The 17223-nt window shown below is 72.7% G+C and carries 17 protein-coding genes; 8 read left to right on the forward strand and 9 right to left on the reverse strand.

Annotation, left to right across the window (positions count from 1 at the left end; genetic code table 11):
• Positions 1-32: 32 nt before the first annotated feature.
• Positions 33-839 (reverse strand): TetR/AcrR family transcriptional regulator, encoded by an 807-nt coding sequence (locus tag ACZ6EM_RS19205; RefSeq protein ID WP_452179058.1) that lies wholly within the window; start codon positions 837-839, stop codon positions 33-35.
• Between the two features lie 101 nt (positions 840-940).
• Here ACZ6EM_RS19205 and ACZ6EM_RS19210 point away from each other — a divergent pair, with 101 nt between their 5' ends.
• From ACZ6EM_RS19210 to ACZ6EM_RS19220, 3 genes are all read left to right on the forward strand, one after another.
• Complete coding sequence (locus ACZ6EM_RS19210; protein WP_465772834.1) at positions 941-2167, forward strand: FAD-dependent oxidoreductase; 1227 nt, start codon at positions 941-943, stop codon at positions 2165-2167.
• 130 nt (positions 2168-2297) lie between these two features.
• Positions 2298-3053, forward strand: a complete 756-nt coding sequence (locus ACZ6EM_RS19215) for an alpha/beta fold hydrolase (protein ID WP_387686117.1) — start codon at positions 2298-2300, stop codon at positions 3051-3053.
• A gap of 119 nt (positions 3054-3172) precedes the next feature.
• Positions 3173-3967 carry a Rossmann-fold NAD(P)-binding domain-containing protein gene (locus ACZ6EM_RS19220; protein ID WP_452179057.1) on the forward strand — a complete coding sequence of 265 codons (795 nt, stop codon included), beginning with the start codon at positions 3173-3175 and terminating at the stop codon, positions 3965-3967.
• A gap of 62 nt (positions 3968-4029) precedes the next feature.
• On the opposite strand, the gene mqnP is transcribed toward ACZ6EM_RS19220, so the two are convergent.
• On the reverse strand, positions 4030-4926 hold the full coding sequence (gene mqnP, locus ACZ6EM_RS19225; protein ID WP_401046982.1) for a menaquinone biosynthesis prenyltransferase MqnP: 897 nt from the start codon (positions 4924-4926) through the stop codon (positions 4030-4032).
• Positions 4923-6380, reverse strand: coding sequence for a menaquinone biosynthesis decarboxylase (locus tag ACZ6EM_RS19230; protein WP_401046979.1), 1458 nt, complete (start codon positions 6378-6380; stop codon positions 4923-4925). The genes mqnP and ACZ6EM_RS19230 overlap by 4 nt, the downstream gene beginning before the upstream one ends.
• 92 nt (positions 6381-6472) lie before the next feature.
• On the opposite strand from ACZ6EM_RS19230, the gene ACZ6EM_RS19235 reads away from it, so the two are divergent.
• From ACZ6EM_RS19235 to ACZ6EM_RS19250, 4 genes are all read left to right on the forward strand, one after another.
• On the forward strand, positions 6473-6895 hold the full coding sequence (locus ACZ6EM_RS19235; protein WP_465772836.1) for a PLD nuclease N-terminal domain-containing protein: 423 nt from the start codon (positions 6473-6475) through the stop codon (positions 6893-6895).
• Between the two features lie 452 nt (positions 6896-7347).
• The gene (locus ACZ6EM_RS19240) at positions 7348-8949 is read left to right on the forward strand and encodes an acyl-CoA carboxylase subunit beta (protein ID WP_359902830.1); all 1602 of its coding nucleotides are present in this window, start codon (positions 7348-7350) and stop codon (positions 8947-8949) included.
• A gap of 104 nt (positions 8950-9053) precedes the next feature.
• Complete coding sequence (locus tag ACZ6EM_RS19245) at positions 9054-9263, forward strand: acyl-CoA carboxylase epsilon subunit (RefSeq protein ID WP_359902827.1); 210 nt, start codon at positions 9054-9056, stop codon at positions 9261-9263.
• A 220-nt stretch (positions 9264-9483) separates the two neighbouring features.
• Complete coding sequence (locus ACZ6EM_RS19250) at positions 9484-10095, forward strand: ScbR family autoregulator-binding transcription factor (RefSeq protein WP_401056711.1); 612 nt, start codon at positions 9484-9486, stop codon at positions 10093-10095.
• Between the two features lie 60 nt (positions 10096-10155).
• Here the strand turns inward: ACZ6EM_RS19250 and ACZ6EM_RS19255 are convergent, their stop codons facing one another.
• A complete protein-coding gene (locus ACZ6EM_RS19255) occupies positions 10156-10800 on the reverse strand; it encodes a ScbR family autoregulator-binding transcription factor (RefSeq protein WP_452179054.1) in 645 nt (214 codons plus the stop codon).
• Between the two features lie 349 nt (positions 10801-11149).
• Between ACZ6EM_RS19255 and ACZ6EM_RS19260 the strand changes: the two genes are divergently transcribed.
• Positions 11150-12271, forward strand: a complete 1122-nt coding sequence (locus tag ACZ6EM_RS19260) for a ScbA/BarX family gamma-butyrolactone biosynthesis protein (RefSeq protein WP_465772837.1) — start codon at positions 11150-11152, stop codon at positions 12269-12271.
• 44 nt (positions 12272-12315) lie between these two features.
• On the opposite strand, the gene ACZ6EM_RS19265 is transcribed toward ACZ6EM_RS19260, so the two are convergent.
• The 5 genes from ACZ6EM_RS19265 to ACZ6EM_RS19285 all read right to left on the reverse strand — a co-directional run bounded on the left by ACZ6EM_RS19265 (position 12316) and on the right by ACZ6EM_RS19285 (position 17164).
• Positions 12316-12702, reverse strand: a complete 387-nt coding sequence (locus tag ACZ6EM_RS19265; protein ID WP_359902817.1) for a hypothetical protein — start codon at positions 12700-12702, stop codon at positions 12316-12318.
• A 138-nt stretch (positions 12703-12840) separates the two neighbouring features.
• The gene (ccsB, locus tag ACZ6EM_RS19270; protein WP_401046596.1) at positions 12841-13968 is read right to left on the reverse strand and encodes a c-type cytochrome biogenesis protein CcsB; all 1128 of its coding nucleotides are present in this window, start codon (positions 13966-13968) and stop codon (positions 12841-12843) included.
• Between the two features lie 3 nt (positions 13969-13971).
• On the reverse strand, positions 13972-15771 hold the full coding sequence (resB, locus tag ACZ6EM_RS19275; protein WP_465772838.1) for a cytochrome c biogenesis protein ResB: 1800 nt from the start codon (positions 15769-15771) through the stop codon (positions 13972-13974).
• Between the two features lie 2 nt (positions 15772-15773).
• The gene (locus tag ACZ6EM_RS19280) at positions 15774-16544 is read right to left on the reverse strand and encodes a cytochrome c biogenesis CcdA family protein (protein WP_387686369.1); all 771 of its coding nucleotides are present in this window, start codon (positions 16542-16544) and stop codon (positions 15774-15776) included.
• Between the two features lie 2 nt (positions 16545-16546).
• Positions 16547-17164, reverse strand: a complete 618-nt coding sequence (locus tag ACZ6EM_RS19285; protein ID WP_359902808.1) for a TlpA family protein disulfide reductase — start codon at positions 17162-17164, stop codon at positions 16547-16549.
• Between the last annotated feature and the right edge of the window lie 59 nt (positions 17165-17223).

The following is a 17223-nucleotide window of genomic DNA, read 5'->3' on the forward strand; positions in this document are numbered from 1 at the left end:
CGGGCGCCGCGGCCTGCCGATCACGGCCCTCCTCAGGGAGTGTCGCCGTCGCTCCCGGATCCTGCCGCGGGGACGGCGACCGCCCGCAGGTAGGCGTCGACGAAGATGTCGACGATCTCGTCCATCGAGGGCAGCCCGGCCCCCAGGGCGGGCTCCAGCACCGGCCGCATCAGGACGTGGTTGAGCAGCGGGCCGAGCAGCAGCTGGATCAGCACCGGGGTGGGCAGCGGCCTCAGCCGGCCGGCCCGCACGTGCGGCCGCAGCAGCCGGTCGAGGCTGTCGAGCGTCCGCGGCAGGTTGGCGGCCACCACCCGGGCGGCGGGGCCGTCCGGCCGGCCGAGCAGGTCGGCGAAGACCGCCGGGACGATCCGCGGCTCGTGCGCGAAGGCGGCGACGAAGGTGGTGTGCAGCGCCCGGACGGTGTCCTCCAGGCGCTCCGGCGGGTCGGCGGCGAGGGCCTCCAGGCCGGGCAGCGCGGAGTGCCGCTCGAAGACGGCGGCGAGCAGGCCGTCCCGCCCCTCGAAGACGGTGTGCAGGCTGGGCAGCGAGCAGTCCGCCCGGTCCGCCACCGCGTCCAGGGTGACCCCGGCCAGGCCCCGCTCGGCCACCAGCAGCGCCGCCGCCTCGATCGCGCGCTCGCGCACCGGCGGCCGTCCGCCCGGGTCGACCCCCGCCTCCCGGACCGCCTCGTCCAGCGCGGCCCGGGAGCCGCCGAGCCGGCGCAGCAGCGTGCTGCGGGAGATCCCGGCCGTCGTGGCGATCGCCGTCAGCGGGACGTCGGCGACGTCCTGGCCCCGTTCCTTCGCCGCCGTGAGGGCGGCCGTCACCAGCTCCTTCATGTGGAGCATCGTACTACTTGACATCTGGAATGGTTCCAGAGACTCTGTAAAGGCAGGTTCCACACGGACAGTGATCGATCGAGCACTGAAAGGGGAGAGCCATGAGCGTCGTGATCTCCGGGGGCGGGCCGGCCGGAATGATGCTGGGTCTGCTGCTGGCACGCGCCGGCGTCGAGGTGACCGTGCTGGAGAAGCACCGGGACTTCCTGCGCGACTTCCGCGGCGACACCGTCCACGCCTCCACCGTGCGGCTGATGGACGAACTCGGCCTCGGCCGGAAGTTCGCCGCCCTGCCGCAGAGCCGCCTCGGCAACCTGGTCGTCCGGACACCCGACGCCGGCCCCGTCGCACTGAGCGCCTACGAGCGGCTGCGGCCCCCGTACAACTACATCGCCATGATCCCGCAGTGGGACCTGCTGAACTTCCTGGTCGAGGAGGCCGGGCGGGAACCCGCCTTCACCCTGCGGATGAACACCGAGGCGACCGGCCTGCTCCGGGACGGCGCCGGCCGGGTGACCGGCGTCCGGTACCGCACCCGGGACGGCGAGGAGGGCGAGCTCCACGCCGACCTCACCGTCGCCGCCGACGGCCGGCACTCCACCCTGCGCCGGGCGGCCGGCCTGGTGCCCGAGGAGTTCCCGGTGCCCTTCGACACCTGGTGGTTCCGGCTGCCCCGGCACACTCACGAGCAGGCCCTGCCGCCCAGCCTCGTCCCCGGCTTCGGCCGCGGCGACCTGGCGTTGAGCTTCGCCCGGGCCGACTACTTCCAGATCGCCTACTTCCGCGCCAAGGGCGCCGACCCGCAGCTGCGCGCCGAGGGCATCGAACGGTTCCGCGCCCGGATCGCCGAACTGCTGCCCCAGTACGCCGACCGGGTCGACCGGCTGGCCGGCCTCGACGACGTCCACCTGCTCGATGTCAGGCTCAACCGGCTGAACCGCTGGCACCGGGACGGGCTGCTGCTGATCGGCGACGCCGCCCACGCGATGTCCCCGGCCGGCGGGGTGGGCATCAACCTCGCGATCCAGGACGCCGTCGCGGCCGCCGCCCTGCTCGCCGGACCGCTGCGGCACGGACGCCCGACCGTGGCGGCCCTGGCCCGGGTCCAGCACCGCCGGTGGCGGCCGACCGTGATCATGCAGGGGGTGCAACAGGTCCTGCACCATGTGATGTTCGAGCCGGTCCTCACCGGCCGGCAGGCCGGCCCGCCCACCCGGCTGGTGCGGCTCGCCCGGCACGTCCCCGGCTTCCCGCTGCTGCTGTCCCGCCTGATCGCCTTCGGCCCGCTCCCCGAGCACGCCCCGGCCTTCGCCCGGCGCGACGCCTGAGTTCACTCGACCGGGTGAGACCCACGGCGCGGGGCGCCGCCCGGCTCCAGGACCTCTCGGCGAGCAGCGGCCCGCCCGCCCCCGCGCACCGTCCGTTCGGGCGGGCGGTGCGCGGGGAACGACCGTTGGCATGACGATCCCTCACCGCTCGACCGGCACCGGCGACCACCACGTCCTGGTCCTGCACGACTGGTTCGGCACCAGCGAGGGCTGGGGCCCGTTCCTCGACTACCTCGACGGCGACGCCTTCAGCTACGCCTTCCTCGACTACCGCGGCTACGGCCAGCGCAAGGACGTCCCCGGCGCGTACACCCTCGCCGAGATCGCCTCCGACGCGCTCGCCCTGGCCGACCAGCTCGGCTGGGACCGCTTCTCGCTGGTGGGTCACTCGATGGGCGGCAAGGCGGCCCAGCAGGTGCTCGCCGAGGCGCCGCTGCGGGTGCGCAAGCTGGTCGGCCTGGCCCCGGTGCCGGCCGGGGCGTACCCCCTGGACGAAGCGGGCGAGGCGCTGTTCTACGGCGCCGCCGAGGACCGGGAGAAGCGCTTCGCCATCCTGGACCTGGTCACCGGACAGCGGGCCGGCCGGGTCTGGCTCGACCGCATGGTCGACCAGTCCCTGCGGCTGTCCACCCCGGAGGCCTTCGGCGGCTACGTCCGCGACTGGGCGACGGCCGACCTCCAGCGCCGGATCGACGGCAACCCGGTGCCGGTCAAGGTGATCGTCGGCGAGCACGACCTCGCCCTCACCGCCGAGGTGATGCGCGGAACCTTCCTCGCCCACTACCCCAACGCCGAGTTGGAGGAGCTCGGCGGCAGCGGGCACTACCCGATGTACGAGGCCCCGGTGGCCCTGGCGGTGTCGCTGGAGGGCTTCCTGCACAACTGAGCCCGGCCCGGCGCACCGGGCCGGCGCGCACCCGGGTGGACGCGCCGGGTAGACGCTGACGCATGGACCCTAGACCCGCACGCATTGGGCGTCTCATCCTTCTCGCTTACGTTCGATGCATGACAGATGAGCGAGTTGACGGCACGTCCCGGGTGCTGGTGATCGGCGTCTCCGGGGCGGTCGGACGGCACGTCGGGCTGCAGCTCGCGGCCTCCGGAGTACGGGTGCGGACGCTGCCCCCGCGGGACCTGCTCGCCCCGGTGTCGCTGGAGGCGGCGGTGCGGGGCGCCGGGGCCGTCCTGCTGGGGTGGCCGTTCCCGACGGCGGACGGGGCCACGGAGGCGGTGGGCGTGCTGGCCCGGGAGGTCGGGCGGGTGGTGCTCCTGTCGCCGGCCGGCCCCGGCCGGCCGGCGGGCGGGGTCGAGGCGCTGCTCACCGGCAGCGGGGTACGGCACACGGTGCTGCGGGCGCACGGCTTCGCCGCCGCGCTGCAGTGGGCGGAGGAGATCAGGGCCGGGGGCGTGGTGCGGGGCTACGGCGGCGCGGCCGGGCTGAACCCGGTGGACGAGCGGGACATCGCGGCGGTCGCCGTCCGCACCCTGGTCGAGGACGGCCACGACGGGGCCCGGTACGTCCTCACCGGCCCGGAGTCACCCACCCAGGCGGAGCAGGTGGAGATCATCGGCACGGCCGCGGGCCGCCCGGCCACCTGGCAGGAGGTCCCCCGCGAGACCGCCCGCCGTCGGCTGTCCGCCACCGGCCGGGCCCCCGCCGCCGTCGACGGCGCCCTGGACCTCGTCCACGCCCGCCTCTGCGCCCCCGAACCGGCCACCACCACGGTCCGGGACGTCACCGGCCACCCCGCCCGCAGCTTCCACGCCTGGGCGACGGACCACGCCGCCCTGTTCCGCTGAACCGGCCCGCCCGGCCCGGCGGTTCAGTAACGCCGGTACACGTCGCGGCGGTCGCCCGGGCGTCAGATCCCGAGGCCGCGGACGGCCAGGTCCACCAGGGCGAAGAAGAACAGCGAGATCCCCACGAAGCTGTTGGTCTGGAAGAACGCCCGGTTGAGCTTGGACAGGTCGTTCGGCTTCACGATGGTGTGCTCGTAGACGAACGCGCCCGCGACGACCACGAGGCCGATCCAGAAGGCCACGCCGGCGTCCGTCAGGAACCCGAACCAGCCCAGCAGGAGGGTGGTCAGGAGGTGGCACACCCGCGCGCCGCGGATGGCCACCGGGACGCCGTAGCGCGCGGGCACCGAGCGGACCCCGTTCTCGCGGTCGGACTCGACGTCCTGGCAGGCGTAGATCAGGTCGAAGCCGCCGATCCAGATGCCGACCGCCGCACCGAGGACGACCGCGTCCCAGGACCAACTGCCCGTCACCGCCAGCCAGGCGCCGACCGGCCCCATCGCCTGGGCCAGGCCGAGGATCGCCTGCGGGAAGTTCGTGAACCGCTTGCCGTACGGGTAGACCACCATCGGCACCACGGCGATCGGCGCGAGCGCCAGGCAGAGCGGGTTGAGCATCGCGGCCGCGCCGAGGAAGACCACCAGCGCGACGGCCGAGCCGACGTACGCGGTCTTCAACGACACCGCGCCGGTGACGAGTTCGCGCGTGGCGGTGCGCGGGTTCCGGGCGTCGATCTCGCGGTCGATGATCCGGTTCGCCGCCATGGCGAAGGTCCGCAGCCCGACCATGCAGACCGTGACGACGAACAGTTCGCCCCAGTGCACCCGTCCGTCGGCGAGGAACATGGCCGTCAGCGCGGCGATGTACGCGAACGGGAGCGCGAAGACCGAGTGCTCGAACGCCACCAGGCGCAGGAACGCCTTGGTGCGCCCGGGGGTCTCGGCGGCGGCCGTGCTCACAGTCCGTACTCCTTCCAGCGGCGCGACACCAGCGCGGCCGTGGCCGGGTCCGAGGAGACCATCTCCGGCCAGCCGCCGTCGCGGGTGTAGCCCTCCTCGGGCAGCTTGCGGGTCGCGTCGATGCCGGCCTTTCCGCCCCAGAACTGCTGGTACGAGGCGTGGTCCAGGTGGTCGACCGGGCCTTCGACCACGGTGAGGTCGCGGCTGTAGTCGACGTTGCCGAAGGCCCGCCAGGCGACTTCCTGGTAGTCGTGCACGTCGCAGTCGGAGTCCACCACGATGATCAGCTTGGTCAGCGACATCATGTGCGCGCCCCAGATCGCGTGCATCGTCTTCTGGGCGTGCTTGGGGTACTTCTTGTCGATCGAGACGATCACGCAGTTGTGGAAGCCACCGGCCTCGGGCAGGTCGTAGTCGACGATGTCCGGAATGATGATCTTCAGCAGCGGCAGGAAGAACCGCTCGGTGAACTTGCCCAGCGGGCCGTCCTCCGTCGGCGGGCGGCCGACCACGATGGACTGGAGGATCGGGCGGCGGCGCATCGTCACGCAGTCGATCTTCAGCGCCGGGAACGGCTCCTGCGGGGTGTAGAAGCCGGTGTGGTCGCCGAACGGGCCCTCGGGCAGCATCTCGCCGGGCTCCAGCCAGCCCTCCACGACCACCTCGGCGTCGGCCGGGACCTGGAGCGGCACCGTCCTGCAGTCGACCATCCGGACCCGCTCCCCGGCGATGAAGCCCGCGAAGAGGTACTCGTCGATGTCCCCGGGCAGCGGCGCGGTGGCCGCGTAGGTGACGGCCGGCGGGCAGCCGAAGGCGATCGCGACCGGGAGGCGCTCGCCCCGCTTGGCCGCCACCGCGTAGTGGTTGCGGCTGTCCTTGTGGATCTGCCAGTGCATGCCGATGGTGCGGCGGTCGTGCCGCTGGAGCCGGTAGAGGCCCAGGTTGCGGATGCCGCTGTCCGGGTCCTTGGTGTGGGTCAGGCCCAGGTTGAAGAAGGACCCGCCGTCCAGCGGCCAGGTGAACAGGGCGGGCAGCGCGTCGAGGTCGACGTCGTCGCCGGTGAGCACGACCTCCTGCACCGGGGCGTCACCGGACTTCACGTGCCGGGGCGGGACGTGCGCCATCGAGGCGAGCTTGCCGAAGGCGTCCCGGAAGCCGGTGAAGCCCTGCGGCAGCTCGGGCTTGAGCAGGCCGGCGATCTTCTCGGAGATGTCGTCCGGGCCCTTGAGGCCGAGCGCCTTGGCCAGCCGCCGCTCGGTGCCGAAGACGTTCATCGCCAGCGGCATCGACGAGCCCTTGACGTTCTCGAAGAGCAGGGCCGGGCCCTTGGCCTTCTGCACCCGGTCGACGATCTCGCCGATCTCCAGGTGCGGGTCCACCTCCGCCTTGATGCGCTTGAGGTCGCCCTCGCGGTCGAGGGCCCGGAGAAACGAGCGGAGATCGTCGTATGCCATGCCTGTCAGTATCCGCCACCCGATAGCCTGGCCCGGTCAAGGGCCCCTGGAAGGCGCCCGCCGCCGCCGTCGCCCGGGGGGAGATCCCAGCCGTGCCGAGGATTCTTCTGACCATCGTCCTTCCGCTCGCGCTCTGGGTCTGGGCGTTCGTGGACTGCCTGACCACGCCCGAGGACGAGGTGAAGCACCTGCCCAAGGTGGTCTGGGTGCTGATCGTGCTGCTCTTCCCGCCGCTGGGCCCGATCGCCTGGCTGATCGCCGGCAAGCAGCGCGGCTTCCTGCGGACCGCGCCCGCCGGGGCCGGGCCGGGCTACCCGGCCGACGACCGCCCGGGCCGTCCGGCCCCGCGCGGCGGGCGCCCGCTGGCTCCGGACGACGACCCCGAGTTCCTCGCCTCGTTGAAGAAGAGCAACAGAGACCACGAGGACATGCTCAAGCAGTGGGAGGCCGACCTGCGCCGCCGCGAGCGCGAGCTGCGCGACGGCGACGAGCCCGAGGACGGGCGCAAGGGCTGATCGGCGCAGGTCCGCCCGCTCGCTCGGACAGCCCACCCCCACCGCGCGGGGTGGGCTGCGGCATTTTTGGCGCTTCCCTACGACTGCGCAACCCCTAACCCGGATGGCGCCCCCCTGCCCGCCGGGCTTGAGCGGACCTTGAGCGGGGCCCAAGAGGACCGGCCTACATTACTGGAAGGCGTCCCTGACCTGCGCTTTTCTTCATGCTCAGATCATCGGACCATCATCTGTCCGACAACCCCCGGTATCCAACCGAACACCGAGCGCTCAGTGACCGAACCGACAGCTTCTGTACAGGCCTGACAGCTAAACGAACCCGACCTTGTACGGAATCGACGCCGAAACCAGCGCACGGCCCCTCGTACAGTCATAAGTGAAGAAAGTGATTCGCAGCCGGGGGCACAGCAGACGTTGGCTGTCGGACAGTTCCCTCACCCTTGGAGTGGTTCGAGATGACGGTTGTGCATGAGGCGCCGGTCGACGGCGAGGTCCCCGAGGTCCCGGCCGACGCCCGCGGGCGGGTCGCCGAGCTGCACGAGCTGCGCGAGAAGGTCCGCCGCGGCCCCAGCGACAAGGCCACCGAGGCCCAGCACGCCAAGGGCAAGCTGACCGCTCGCGAGCGCATCGAGCTGCTGCTGGACGAGGGCTCCTTCCAGGAGGTCGAGCCGCTGCGCCGGCACCGCGCCCAGGGCTTCGGCCTGGAGGCCAAGAAGCCGCACACCGACGGCGTGATCGTCGGCTGGGGCACCGTGCACGGGCGCACCGTCTTCACCTACGCGCACGACTTCCGGATCTTCGGCGGCGCGCTGGGCGAGGCCCACGCGCAGAAGATCCACAAGATCATGGACATGGCCATCGCGGCCGGCGCCCCGCTGGTCTCGCTGAACGACGGCGCCGGCGCCCGCATCCAGGAGGGCGTCACCGCGCTGGCCGGCTACGGCGGCATCTTCCAGCGCAACACCAAGGCCTCCGGCGTCATCCCGCAGATCTCGGTGATGCTCGGCCCGTGCGCCGGCGGCGCCGCGTACTCCCCCGCGCTGACCGACTTCGTCTTCATGGTCCGCGAGACCTCGCAGATGTTCATCACCGGCCCGGACGTGGTCCAGGCGGTGACCGGTGAGAAGATCACCCAGAACGGCCTCGGCGGTGCGGACGTGCACGCCGGCGTCTCCGGTGTCGCCCACTTCATCTACGACGACGAGCAGTCCTGCATCGAGGAGGTCCGCTACCTCCTGTCGCTGCTGCCGCAGAACAACCGCGAGATGCCGCCGTCCGTGATGAGCGAGGACCCGGTCGAGCGGCGCAACGACAGCCTGCTGGACCTGGTGCCCGCCGACGGCAACCGCCCGTACGACATGCGCAAGGTCATCGAGGAGATCGTCGACCACGGCGAGTACCTGGAGGTCCACGAGCGCTGGGCCACCAACGTGCTCTGCGTGCTCGCCCGGATCGACGGCCACGTCGTCGGCATCATCGCCAACCAGCCGCAGTCGCTGGCCGGCGTGCTGGACATCAACGCGAGCGAGAAGGCCGCCCGCTTCGTCCAGATGTGCGACGCCTTCAACATCCCGCTGGTCACCCTGCTCGACGTCCCCGGCTTCCTGCCCGGCGTCGACCAGGAGCACGGCGGCATCATCCGGCACGGCGCCAAGCTGCTGTACGCGTACTGCAACGCCACCGTGCCGCGCATCTCGCTGATCCTGCGCAAGGCCTACGGCGGCGCCTACATCGTCATGGACTCCCGCTCCATCGGCGCCGACCTGTCCTACGCCTGGCCCACCAACGAGATCGCCGTCATGGGCGCCGAGGGCGCGGCCAACGTCATCTTCCGGCGCGAGATCAACGCCGCCGAGGACCCGGACGCCATGCGCGCCCAGAAGATCAAGGAATACAAGAACGAGCTGATGCACCCGTACTACGCGGCCGAGCGCGGCCTCGTCGACGACGTCATCGACCCGGCCGAGACCCGCCAGGTGATCTCTTCCGCCCTGGCCATGCTCCGCACCAAGCACGCCGACCTGCCCAGCCGCAAGCACGGCAACCCGCCGATGTAGCGGCGCGCTCCGCCGCGCGTGCGCACCGCACGCGCCCCGCAGCAACCGCCCGTACGCACCGGGCACCCACCTCAGACCGCAGCCACCGGGGGAGAAACCAGGACATGACCGCTTCCGCCGAACCCCTCGTCCGCATCGTCCGCGGCAGTCTCACCGACGAGGAACTCGCCGCCCTGACCGCCGTCCTCGCCGCGCGCGCCGCCGCCGCGCAGCAGGCCGCCGCCGCCGCGCCGATCGAGCCGATCGCCAACTGGCAGCGCCTGGAGCGCCGCCCGGCGTACTACTCGCCGTTCAGCTGGCAGCAGGCCGCCTGACGGCCCACGGCCCGAGCCGACGGCCGGTCACCCCGCCCGGGTGACCGGCCGTCCGGCATTGCCCCGGGGCCGCGCCGGAGCGGCCCCGCCCGGTCGCCCGGGGCCGGAAGGGCCCGCGGAGGGCTCGGTAGGATGCCTACTGGACGGTATGCGTCCGCCGCCCCGTCCGCCCCCATAGGATCGGCCGCTGCCGAGACCAGAACACTCCAGGGAGGCTGCGATGGCCAGGCAGGCCCGCGCACTGGCGACCCGCCAGGCGGTACTCGTCGCCGCGGCCGAGGTGTTCGACGAGCGGGGCTACGCCGCCGCCACGATGTCCGAGATCCTGGACCGGGCCGGCGTCACCAAGGGCGCGCTGTACTTCCACTTCCACTCCAAGGAGGAGCTGGCGCTCGCCGTCATCGAGGGACAGGGCGTCTTCATCTCCGGCTGGACACCGGCCTCGGACAGCCCGGTGCAGAACCTGATCGACCTCGGCTACGCCTTCGCCCGCGCGCTCCAGACCGACCCGCTGGTGCGCGGCAGCATCCGGCTGACGATCGAGCACGGCAGCTTCACCCAGCCGCAGCTCGCGGCCTACCAGGGCTGGATGGACACGGTCCGCGAACTGCTGGAGCGCGCCCGGGAGGCCGGCGACCTCCACCCGGGCGTCGACCTGACCGCGGCCGCCGGGGTGATCACCGGGGCCGTCACCGGCATCCAGCTGAGCTCCCAGGTGCTGGCCGACCGGCAGGACCTGGTCCAGCGGCTGTCCGACCTGTGGACGCTGCTGCTGCCCGGCCTGGTCCAGCCGCACGCGCTCGCCCGGCTGAGCGTCGCCGAGCGCGCCTGAGCCGCCGGGCTCGACCGGGCGCAACCGGGCCGCCGGGGCGGGGCGGCCACGGCGGCCGGCTCAGACCCGGTAGCCCACCCGCCGCTCCGCCGCCACCAGGGCCGGCAGCGCCGCCGTCCAGAGCCTGCTCACGGCCTCCGGCCCGGGCCGGCCGGTCTCCTCGCCCGCGAGCAGCACCTGGCCGGCCGCCACCGCGGTGAGCAGTTCGGCGGCGGCCCGCCGGTCCACCCCGGGGCACAGCTCGCCGGCCTCGGCGGCCCGGTCCAGCAGCCGGTGGACGACGGCGGTGAGGCTGCGCCAGGCGACGTCGGGGGCCACCGGAACGGGCCGGCCGTCCGGCCCCTCCTGGGCACCGTCCCGGCGCGGCCCCGGCCGGCCGAGCCGGACGCCGGCCCGCACCACCACGTCCTCGCGCAGCATCCGGGCCAGCTCGTGCGTGAAGTCGATCAGGCCCTGGAGCGCCGGGCCGTCGGCCCGCAGCGCGCGCAGCGCGGCCGAGCCGACCTCCCGTCCGGAGGCGCAGCGCACCCCGTCGGCGAGGGCCTGCTTGGACACGAAGTGGAAGTAGAGGGCCCCCTTGCTCACCCCGGCCCGCCGGCTGATGTCGACCAGGCTGGCGGCCTCGAAGCCCACGCGCGCGAAGGTCTCCGCGGCGGCGAGCAGTACGGCCTGCCGGGTCCGCCCGGCCCGTTCCTGCTTGACCACTGGCCCCCTCCGGACTCGGCCGGGCGCGATCCCCGCCCCACCCGGCTGCTGTCGGCGCGGCCCCTGCGGAGGCGGCGCTCGCATGCGGACGGCACCCTCCGAAACCGCATGGTTGGTATCTAATCTAGCGCCTGCTTCGCCCCCGCCGTCCAGCGGGGACGGACCCCCATCGATGGTCCGGGACCCCCTCGACGGGTATTCCCCCAGCCCACGGGGCAGGTAGCGTGATCGGGCCGGAGAATGCGGCCCGGGCACCCCCAGTCGCAAAACACAAACCGGGTGGTATGTATGTTTTGCTCGGACGGCCGTGGCGGCCGCTCCGACCGACACCCTGAAGCGGGGGCCCGTCATGCCATCGATCGTAGAGCCGGACCCGCACGGCCCGTACGCCCGCCCCGGCCCGGGCAGCGGTGGCGGCTTCGACTTCCACGACGGCCCCGCGACCGGCTACGACTTCCACGACCGGACCGTCTCCCGGCACCTGGTGCACCGCGCCTCGGTGTCCGAGGTGTTCCTCACCGGCTGGCAGGCCACCGGCCCGTACGACTTCCTGCTCGGCGCCCAGTGGCCCCGGCTGCACGGCTTCTACCGGCTGCCCGGGGACCGCTACCACGACCCGGTGCTGCTCGCCGAAACGATCCGGCAGACCGGACTGCTGATCGGCCACGCCGGGTTCGGGGTGCCGCGCGGCCACCACTTCGTGATGGAGGACCTCTCCTACGCGCTCCACGAACCCGGACTGCCGGGCCTGGCCGTCACCGCCGGCCCCGCCTCGCTGATGCTGACCGTCGGCTGCGAGGACGTCCGGATGCGGCACGGCGAACTGGTCTCCCTGCGGGTCCGCGTCGACGTCACCCGGGACGGCCGGCCGATCGGCCGCGGCAGCGGCCGGCTGCGGGTGCTCTCCCCCGCCTCGTACGCCCGGCTGCGCGGGCCCGCGCGGCGCACCGCCCTGCCGCTCCTGCCGGCGCCCGCCGCGCCCGAGCTGGTCGGCCGCGCGCAGCCCGCCGACGTGGTGCTCGGCCCGACCCTGGCCCCGGACACCTGGCTGCTGCGGGCCGACGCCACCCACCCGGTGCTGTTCGACCACGAGCTGGACCACGTGCCCGGCATGCTGGTGCTGGAGGCCGCCCGGCAGGCCGCCCAGCGGCTGCGCCACCCCGAACCGGTGGTGCCGGTCGAGCTGGTGACCTCCTTCGACCGCTACATCGAGCTGGACCGGCCCTGCTTCGTCCGGGCGGTCCCCGAACCGACCGCCGGGCCGACCGCCGGGCCGGCCGCGGCGGACGGCCGGCTGGCGGTACGGGTCCAACTGGTCCAGGACGGCCGGCCGGCGGCCGAGTGCCTGCTGCTCACCGCACCCCTGGACGGGCCGGCCGAGGGCCCGAGGGTGCCGGCCCGGCGGGAGGCCTACGAGGGCCGCCCCGCCGCGCCGGGCCTCGGCGGCACCCGGCTGCCGCTGGCGAGCTGATCCCCCGACGGGCGGCTGGTCCCCCTCGGGGGGGCTCGTCCCCGTCAGGCGGCCACCAGTGCGGCCGGCCGGCCCGCGTGCATCACGCTGAGATTGGTCGCCAGCCGGACCGGGTCCTGCGCCAGCCACAGCCGCAGCGCCGCGCCCAGGGCGGCACTGGCCGACTCGACCCGGACGTCGGTGATCTGCGCGATCCGGGCCGCGCCCGGCACCAGCAGGTCGGCCAGCGCGGTCGGCAGCCAGACCGTCAGGGCGCACGGCGCGGGCATGGCCAGCGCGCCCAGCAGCCGGTAGGCGTCCCCCGGTGCGCTGAGCGTGGGGATGATGTCCAGCAGCGCGTCGGACACCACCTCGGACACGTCGCTCCGGTGTCCCTGGGCGAGCCTGCGGAGCAGCATGCGCTCGGCGGCGGTGATTCGGACGGTCAGCATGACCTCGTCGCACTCCATTGCGCGATTTCCTCCTCAATTCCCTCTCGCACCGACCGGCGGCCGGCACGCACTACCCCTGCACATCGGCCCGGCTACCTGTGGGAGAGAGCCGGGCCGGTGGGTCATCGTGTGCCCCGGTCAGATCCCCGCGTAGGAGTGCTTTCCGGTGACGAAGATGTTCACGCCGTAGTAGTTGAAGAGCCAGCAGGCGAACGCCGCCAGCGCCAGGTAGGCGGCCTTGCGGCCCTTCCAGCCGGCCGTCGCGCGGGCGTGCAGGTAGCAGGCGTAGGCGACCCAGGTGATGAACGACCAGGTCTCCTTCGGGTCCCACTCCCAGTACTTGCCCCAGGCCGCCTCGGCCCAGATCGCGCCCGCGATGATGGTGAAGGTCCACAGCGGGAAGACCAGGGCGTTGATCCGGTAGGACAGCTTGTCGAAGGTCGACGCGGCGGGCAGCCGGCGCCAGATCGAGGCCGAGGTGCCCAGCGGACCGGTGGTCAGGCCGGCCGCCATGCGCTTGTCGAAGGAGTCCTTGCCGAGGTACAGCAGCGTCGCGATGAACGCCGCGTAGAAGGCGCCGCCGCAGAAGATCGCGGTGGACACGTGGATCGCCAGCCACGGCGAGTGCAGCGCCGGGACGAGCTGCTCGGAGTCGGTGTACAGCACCGTGGTGGCGATGCCGAGGGTCAGCAGCCCCGCGAGGACGACCGGCAGGCCGAGCCAGCGGACGTTCTTCCTCGCGGCCAGCAGCACCAGGTACGCCGCCGTCATGGCGAAGGCGAAGGCGCAGGAGAACTCGTACATGTTGCCCCACGGCCAGCGCGAGACCGAGAGGCCGCGGGCGACGATCCCGCCCGCGTGCAGCGCCGCGCCGAGCACGGTGAGCGAGACGGCGATCCGTCCGGCCAGGTCGGCCCGCTCGTTGGTGCCGGCCGCGCCGGGGCCGTCCTCCTCCTCGACGCCGCGCCCGCTGGTGACCACCGTCGCGCCCTCGCCCGCGACCGCGGTGCGGGTGAGCGTGGTGGTGCCGCCGCCGGCCCCCGCCACGGTGACGGTGACCTTCCTGGCCTTCTTCTCGGCCGTGGCGACGCTCTCGCCGAGGCTGCCGGCCTGGACCTTCGAGCGGACGGCGACGGCGCCCTTGCTGCCGAAGGTCCACTCGATCATGTGGGCGAACATGGCGAGCGTGTAGACCACCATCGCCGAATAGATCAGCTTGTTGGAGAGGTCGGCCAGCTGTGGGTCGACCGCCGAGGCGAGTTGCACCGTCTACTCCTTGGAGTTCTGGTCGGCAGGGACTGCGGGGGCTGAGGCCTCGGCCTCGGGGTCGTGGGGTGTCGCGTCGGACGGGGTGTCGGCTTCCCCGGCACCGTCCTCGGCCTCCTCCTCGGAGGCCGGGGCGTCGTCCTCGGAGGCCGGGGCGTCGTCCTCGGAGGCCGGGGCGTCGTCCTGGAGGTCGACCGCGAGCTCCGCCAGCTCCTCGGCGATCTTCGCCGACTCGCTGCGGGCCAGGCCGGCCAGCTCGACCTGGGTGCCGCCGCCGGGCAGGGCGACCGCCCGCACCCAGATCCGGCGGCGCTGGATGAACAGCGAGCCGATCAGACCGAGGATCGCCAGCACGCCGCCGACCAGGGCGATCTCATTGCCCGGGCGGTGCGTGATGTTGAAGCTGGCCCACTGCTTGTAACCGTCGAAGGTGATGGAGCCGTAGCCGTCGGGGAGGGTCCAACCCTCACCCGGCTTGAGCCTGGCCTTGGCCGGCTGGCCGTCCTGGATCAGCTGGGTGAGCTTGCGGGTGTTGAGCTGGTAGACGTTCTGCGGCAGGCCGGAGTCGGTGCCCAGGTCGCCCGCGAAGGCGTTCAGCACCAGTTCGGGGGCGGCGTCACCGGGGAACAGCGAGACCGGGCCGGTGCCCTCGAAGCTCAGCGGGGCGGTCGGCAGGAAGAACCCGGAGAAGCCCATCTGGGTCTTGTTGCCGTCGGGACCCACGCCGTAGTCGGAGGCCTTCACCACGCCGGTGGAGGTCAGGTTGCCGTCCTGCGGCAGGAACGGGACGGCACCCTGGTAGACGACGTCGCCCTTGCCGTTCTTGAGGGTGATCACCGGGGCGTAGCCGTGGCCGATCAGGTAGACCTTGCTGCCGCCGACCTCCAGCGGGTGGTTCACCTCGATCGTCGACTTCTTCAGCGCGGACGGGTCGCCGCCCTCGGAGTACTCGACGTGCGCGGTGAACTGCCGGGCGGCGCCGATCTGGTCGCCCTTCTCCTGGAACTTCGAGGTGAAGCCGTCCAGCTTCAGGTAGAAGGGGTCCAGGTCCTGGCTGCCGTAGAACCGGGTGCCGGTGAAGTCGTCGAGCTGGGTGATGGTGTTGGAGTAGGCCTCGCCCTCGATCATCAGCTTGCCGCCGGTGCCGGCGGCCAGGCTGGACCAGGCGAAGCCGCCGAGCAGCGCGAACAGCGACAGGTGGAACAGCAGGTTGCCGACCTCGCGCAGGTAGCCCTTCTCGGCCGCGACCGCGCCGCCGGACAGGTGGGCGCGGAAGCCGCGCTTGCGCAGCAGCCGGTGCGCGGCGGCGTTCACCTTGTCGGCGTCCGCCTCGGTGCGCCAGACCGCGTGCACCGGCATCCGGGTCAGGTTGCGCGGCGCGGCCGGCGGCCGGGAGCGCAGCACGCCGACGAACTGCCAGGTGCGCGGGACGATGCAGCCGGCCAGCGAGACGAACAGCAGGATGTAGATCGCGGAGAACCAGACCGAGCTGTAGACGTCGAACAGCTGGAGCTTCTCGTAGATCGGCGCGACCGTGGTGTGTTGCGCCTTCCAGGTCTGCACCTTGAACTGGTTCTGCCCGTTCTGCGGGATCAGCGAGCCGGGGATGGCGGCCAGCGACAGCAGGAACAGCAGGATCAGGGCGACCCGCATCGAGGTCAGCTGGCGCCACATCCAGCGGGCCCAGCCGAACGGCCCTATGCCGGTCGGGCCTTCGGACTCGACCGGGGCGGTGCTGAGCCGCTCGGCGGCACTGTCGTCCGGCGCCGGCGGCTGCTCGGTCTCGGTCGTGGTGTTGCTCACGGTCAGATTCCGATCTGGAAGTCGGCGGTCCAGGACTGCAGCTGGCTCATCATCGAGTCCCAGATCCCGGTGACGAGCAGCAGACCGACCGCGACGAGCATGCCGCCGCCGATCCTCATGACGAGCGGGTAGTGCCGCTTGACCCAGCCGAAGGCGCCCAGCGCCCGGCGGAAGGCCACCGCGGCCAGGATGAACGGTACGCCGAGGCCCAGGCAGTAGAAGGTGGTCAGCAGCGCGCCACGCTGGGCGTCGGCCTGGTTGAGGGCCAGGTTCTGGACGGCGGTCAGGGTCGGGCCCATGCACGGGGTCCAGCCGACGCCGAACACCACCCCGAGCATCGGGGCGCCCAGCAGGCCGACCGCCGGGCGGCGGTGCGAGCGGACCTCGCGCATGCTCAGCCCGGGCACCAGGCCCATGAACGCCAGGCCCATCACCACGGTGAGCGAGCCCAGCACGATGCTGATGATCCGCTTGTAGTCCTGGAGCTCCTGGCCGAAGTAGCCGAACAGGGCGCCGGTGGAGACGAACACCGCGGTGAAACCGAGGATGAACAGCACCACGCCGAGCAGCATCCGGCCGCGCCGCGAACCGCGGGCGTCCGCGAGGTCGGCGGCGGAGAAGCCGGTCACGTACGACAGGTAGCCGGGGACCAGCGGCAGCACGCACGGCGAGAAGAACGACGCCAGCCCCGCCACCAGCGCGACCGGGGCGGCGGCCAGCAGCGCGCCGCTCTGGACGGTCGAGGTGGCGTCGGCGAGGTACAGGGGCGGCAGACTCACTGCTTCTGCTCCGCGACCACCGGCTGGAGGATCGACTCCAGCGCGTCCTCGGTGGTGCCGCCGACGGCGCGGGCGGCCAGCTTGCCGTCCCGGTCGACGATCAGGGTGGTCGGGATGGACTGCGGGTTGAGGCTGCCCTTGGGGAACTTGAGCAGCTGGGTGCCGGCCGGGTCGAAGAGGCTCGGGTAGGTGACGCCCTGCTCCTGCTCGAAGCGGACGGCGTTCTGCTTCTCGGTGTCCCGGGTGTTGATGCCGAGGAACTGGACGCCCTGGTCCTTGTACTTCTCCGAGACGTTCTGGAGGCTCTTGGCCTCGGCCCGGCACGGGCCGCACCAGGAGCCCCAGACGTTCAGCACGACGACCTTGCCCCGGTAGTCGGAGAGCTTGGCCGCGGTGCCCTCCAGCGTCTCGCCGGAGATGTCCGGCGCGTCCCCGCGCTTGCCGGCCTCCGCCTTCGACAGGTTGGTGCCCTTGACCGTGACGAAGCCGACCTGGCCCTCGCCGCCGCCCGACGAGCCCGAGGAGGAGCAGCCGGTGAGGGCGAGCGCAGCGGCGGCGACGGTGGCGGCGGCTGCTGCGGCGACACGAGGACGGGGGCGCGTCATGGCAGACATGTGAAAAGTTTCGCATGGAGTTCCGGGCCGGTTCGCCGGGGTCCTGCCTTGCGCGTCGC

The sequence above is a fragment of the Kitasatospora sp. NPDC041917 genome (assembly GCF_055589745.1).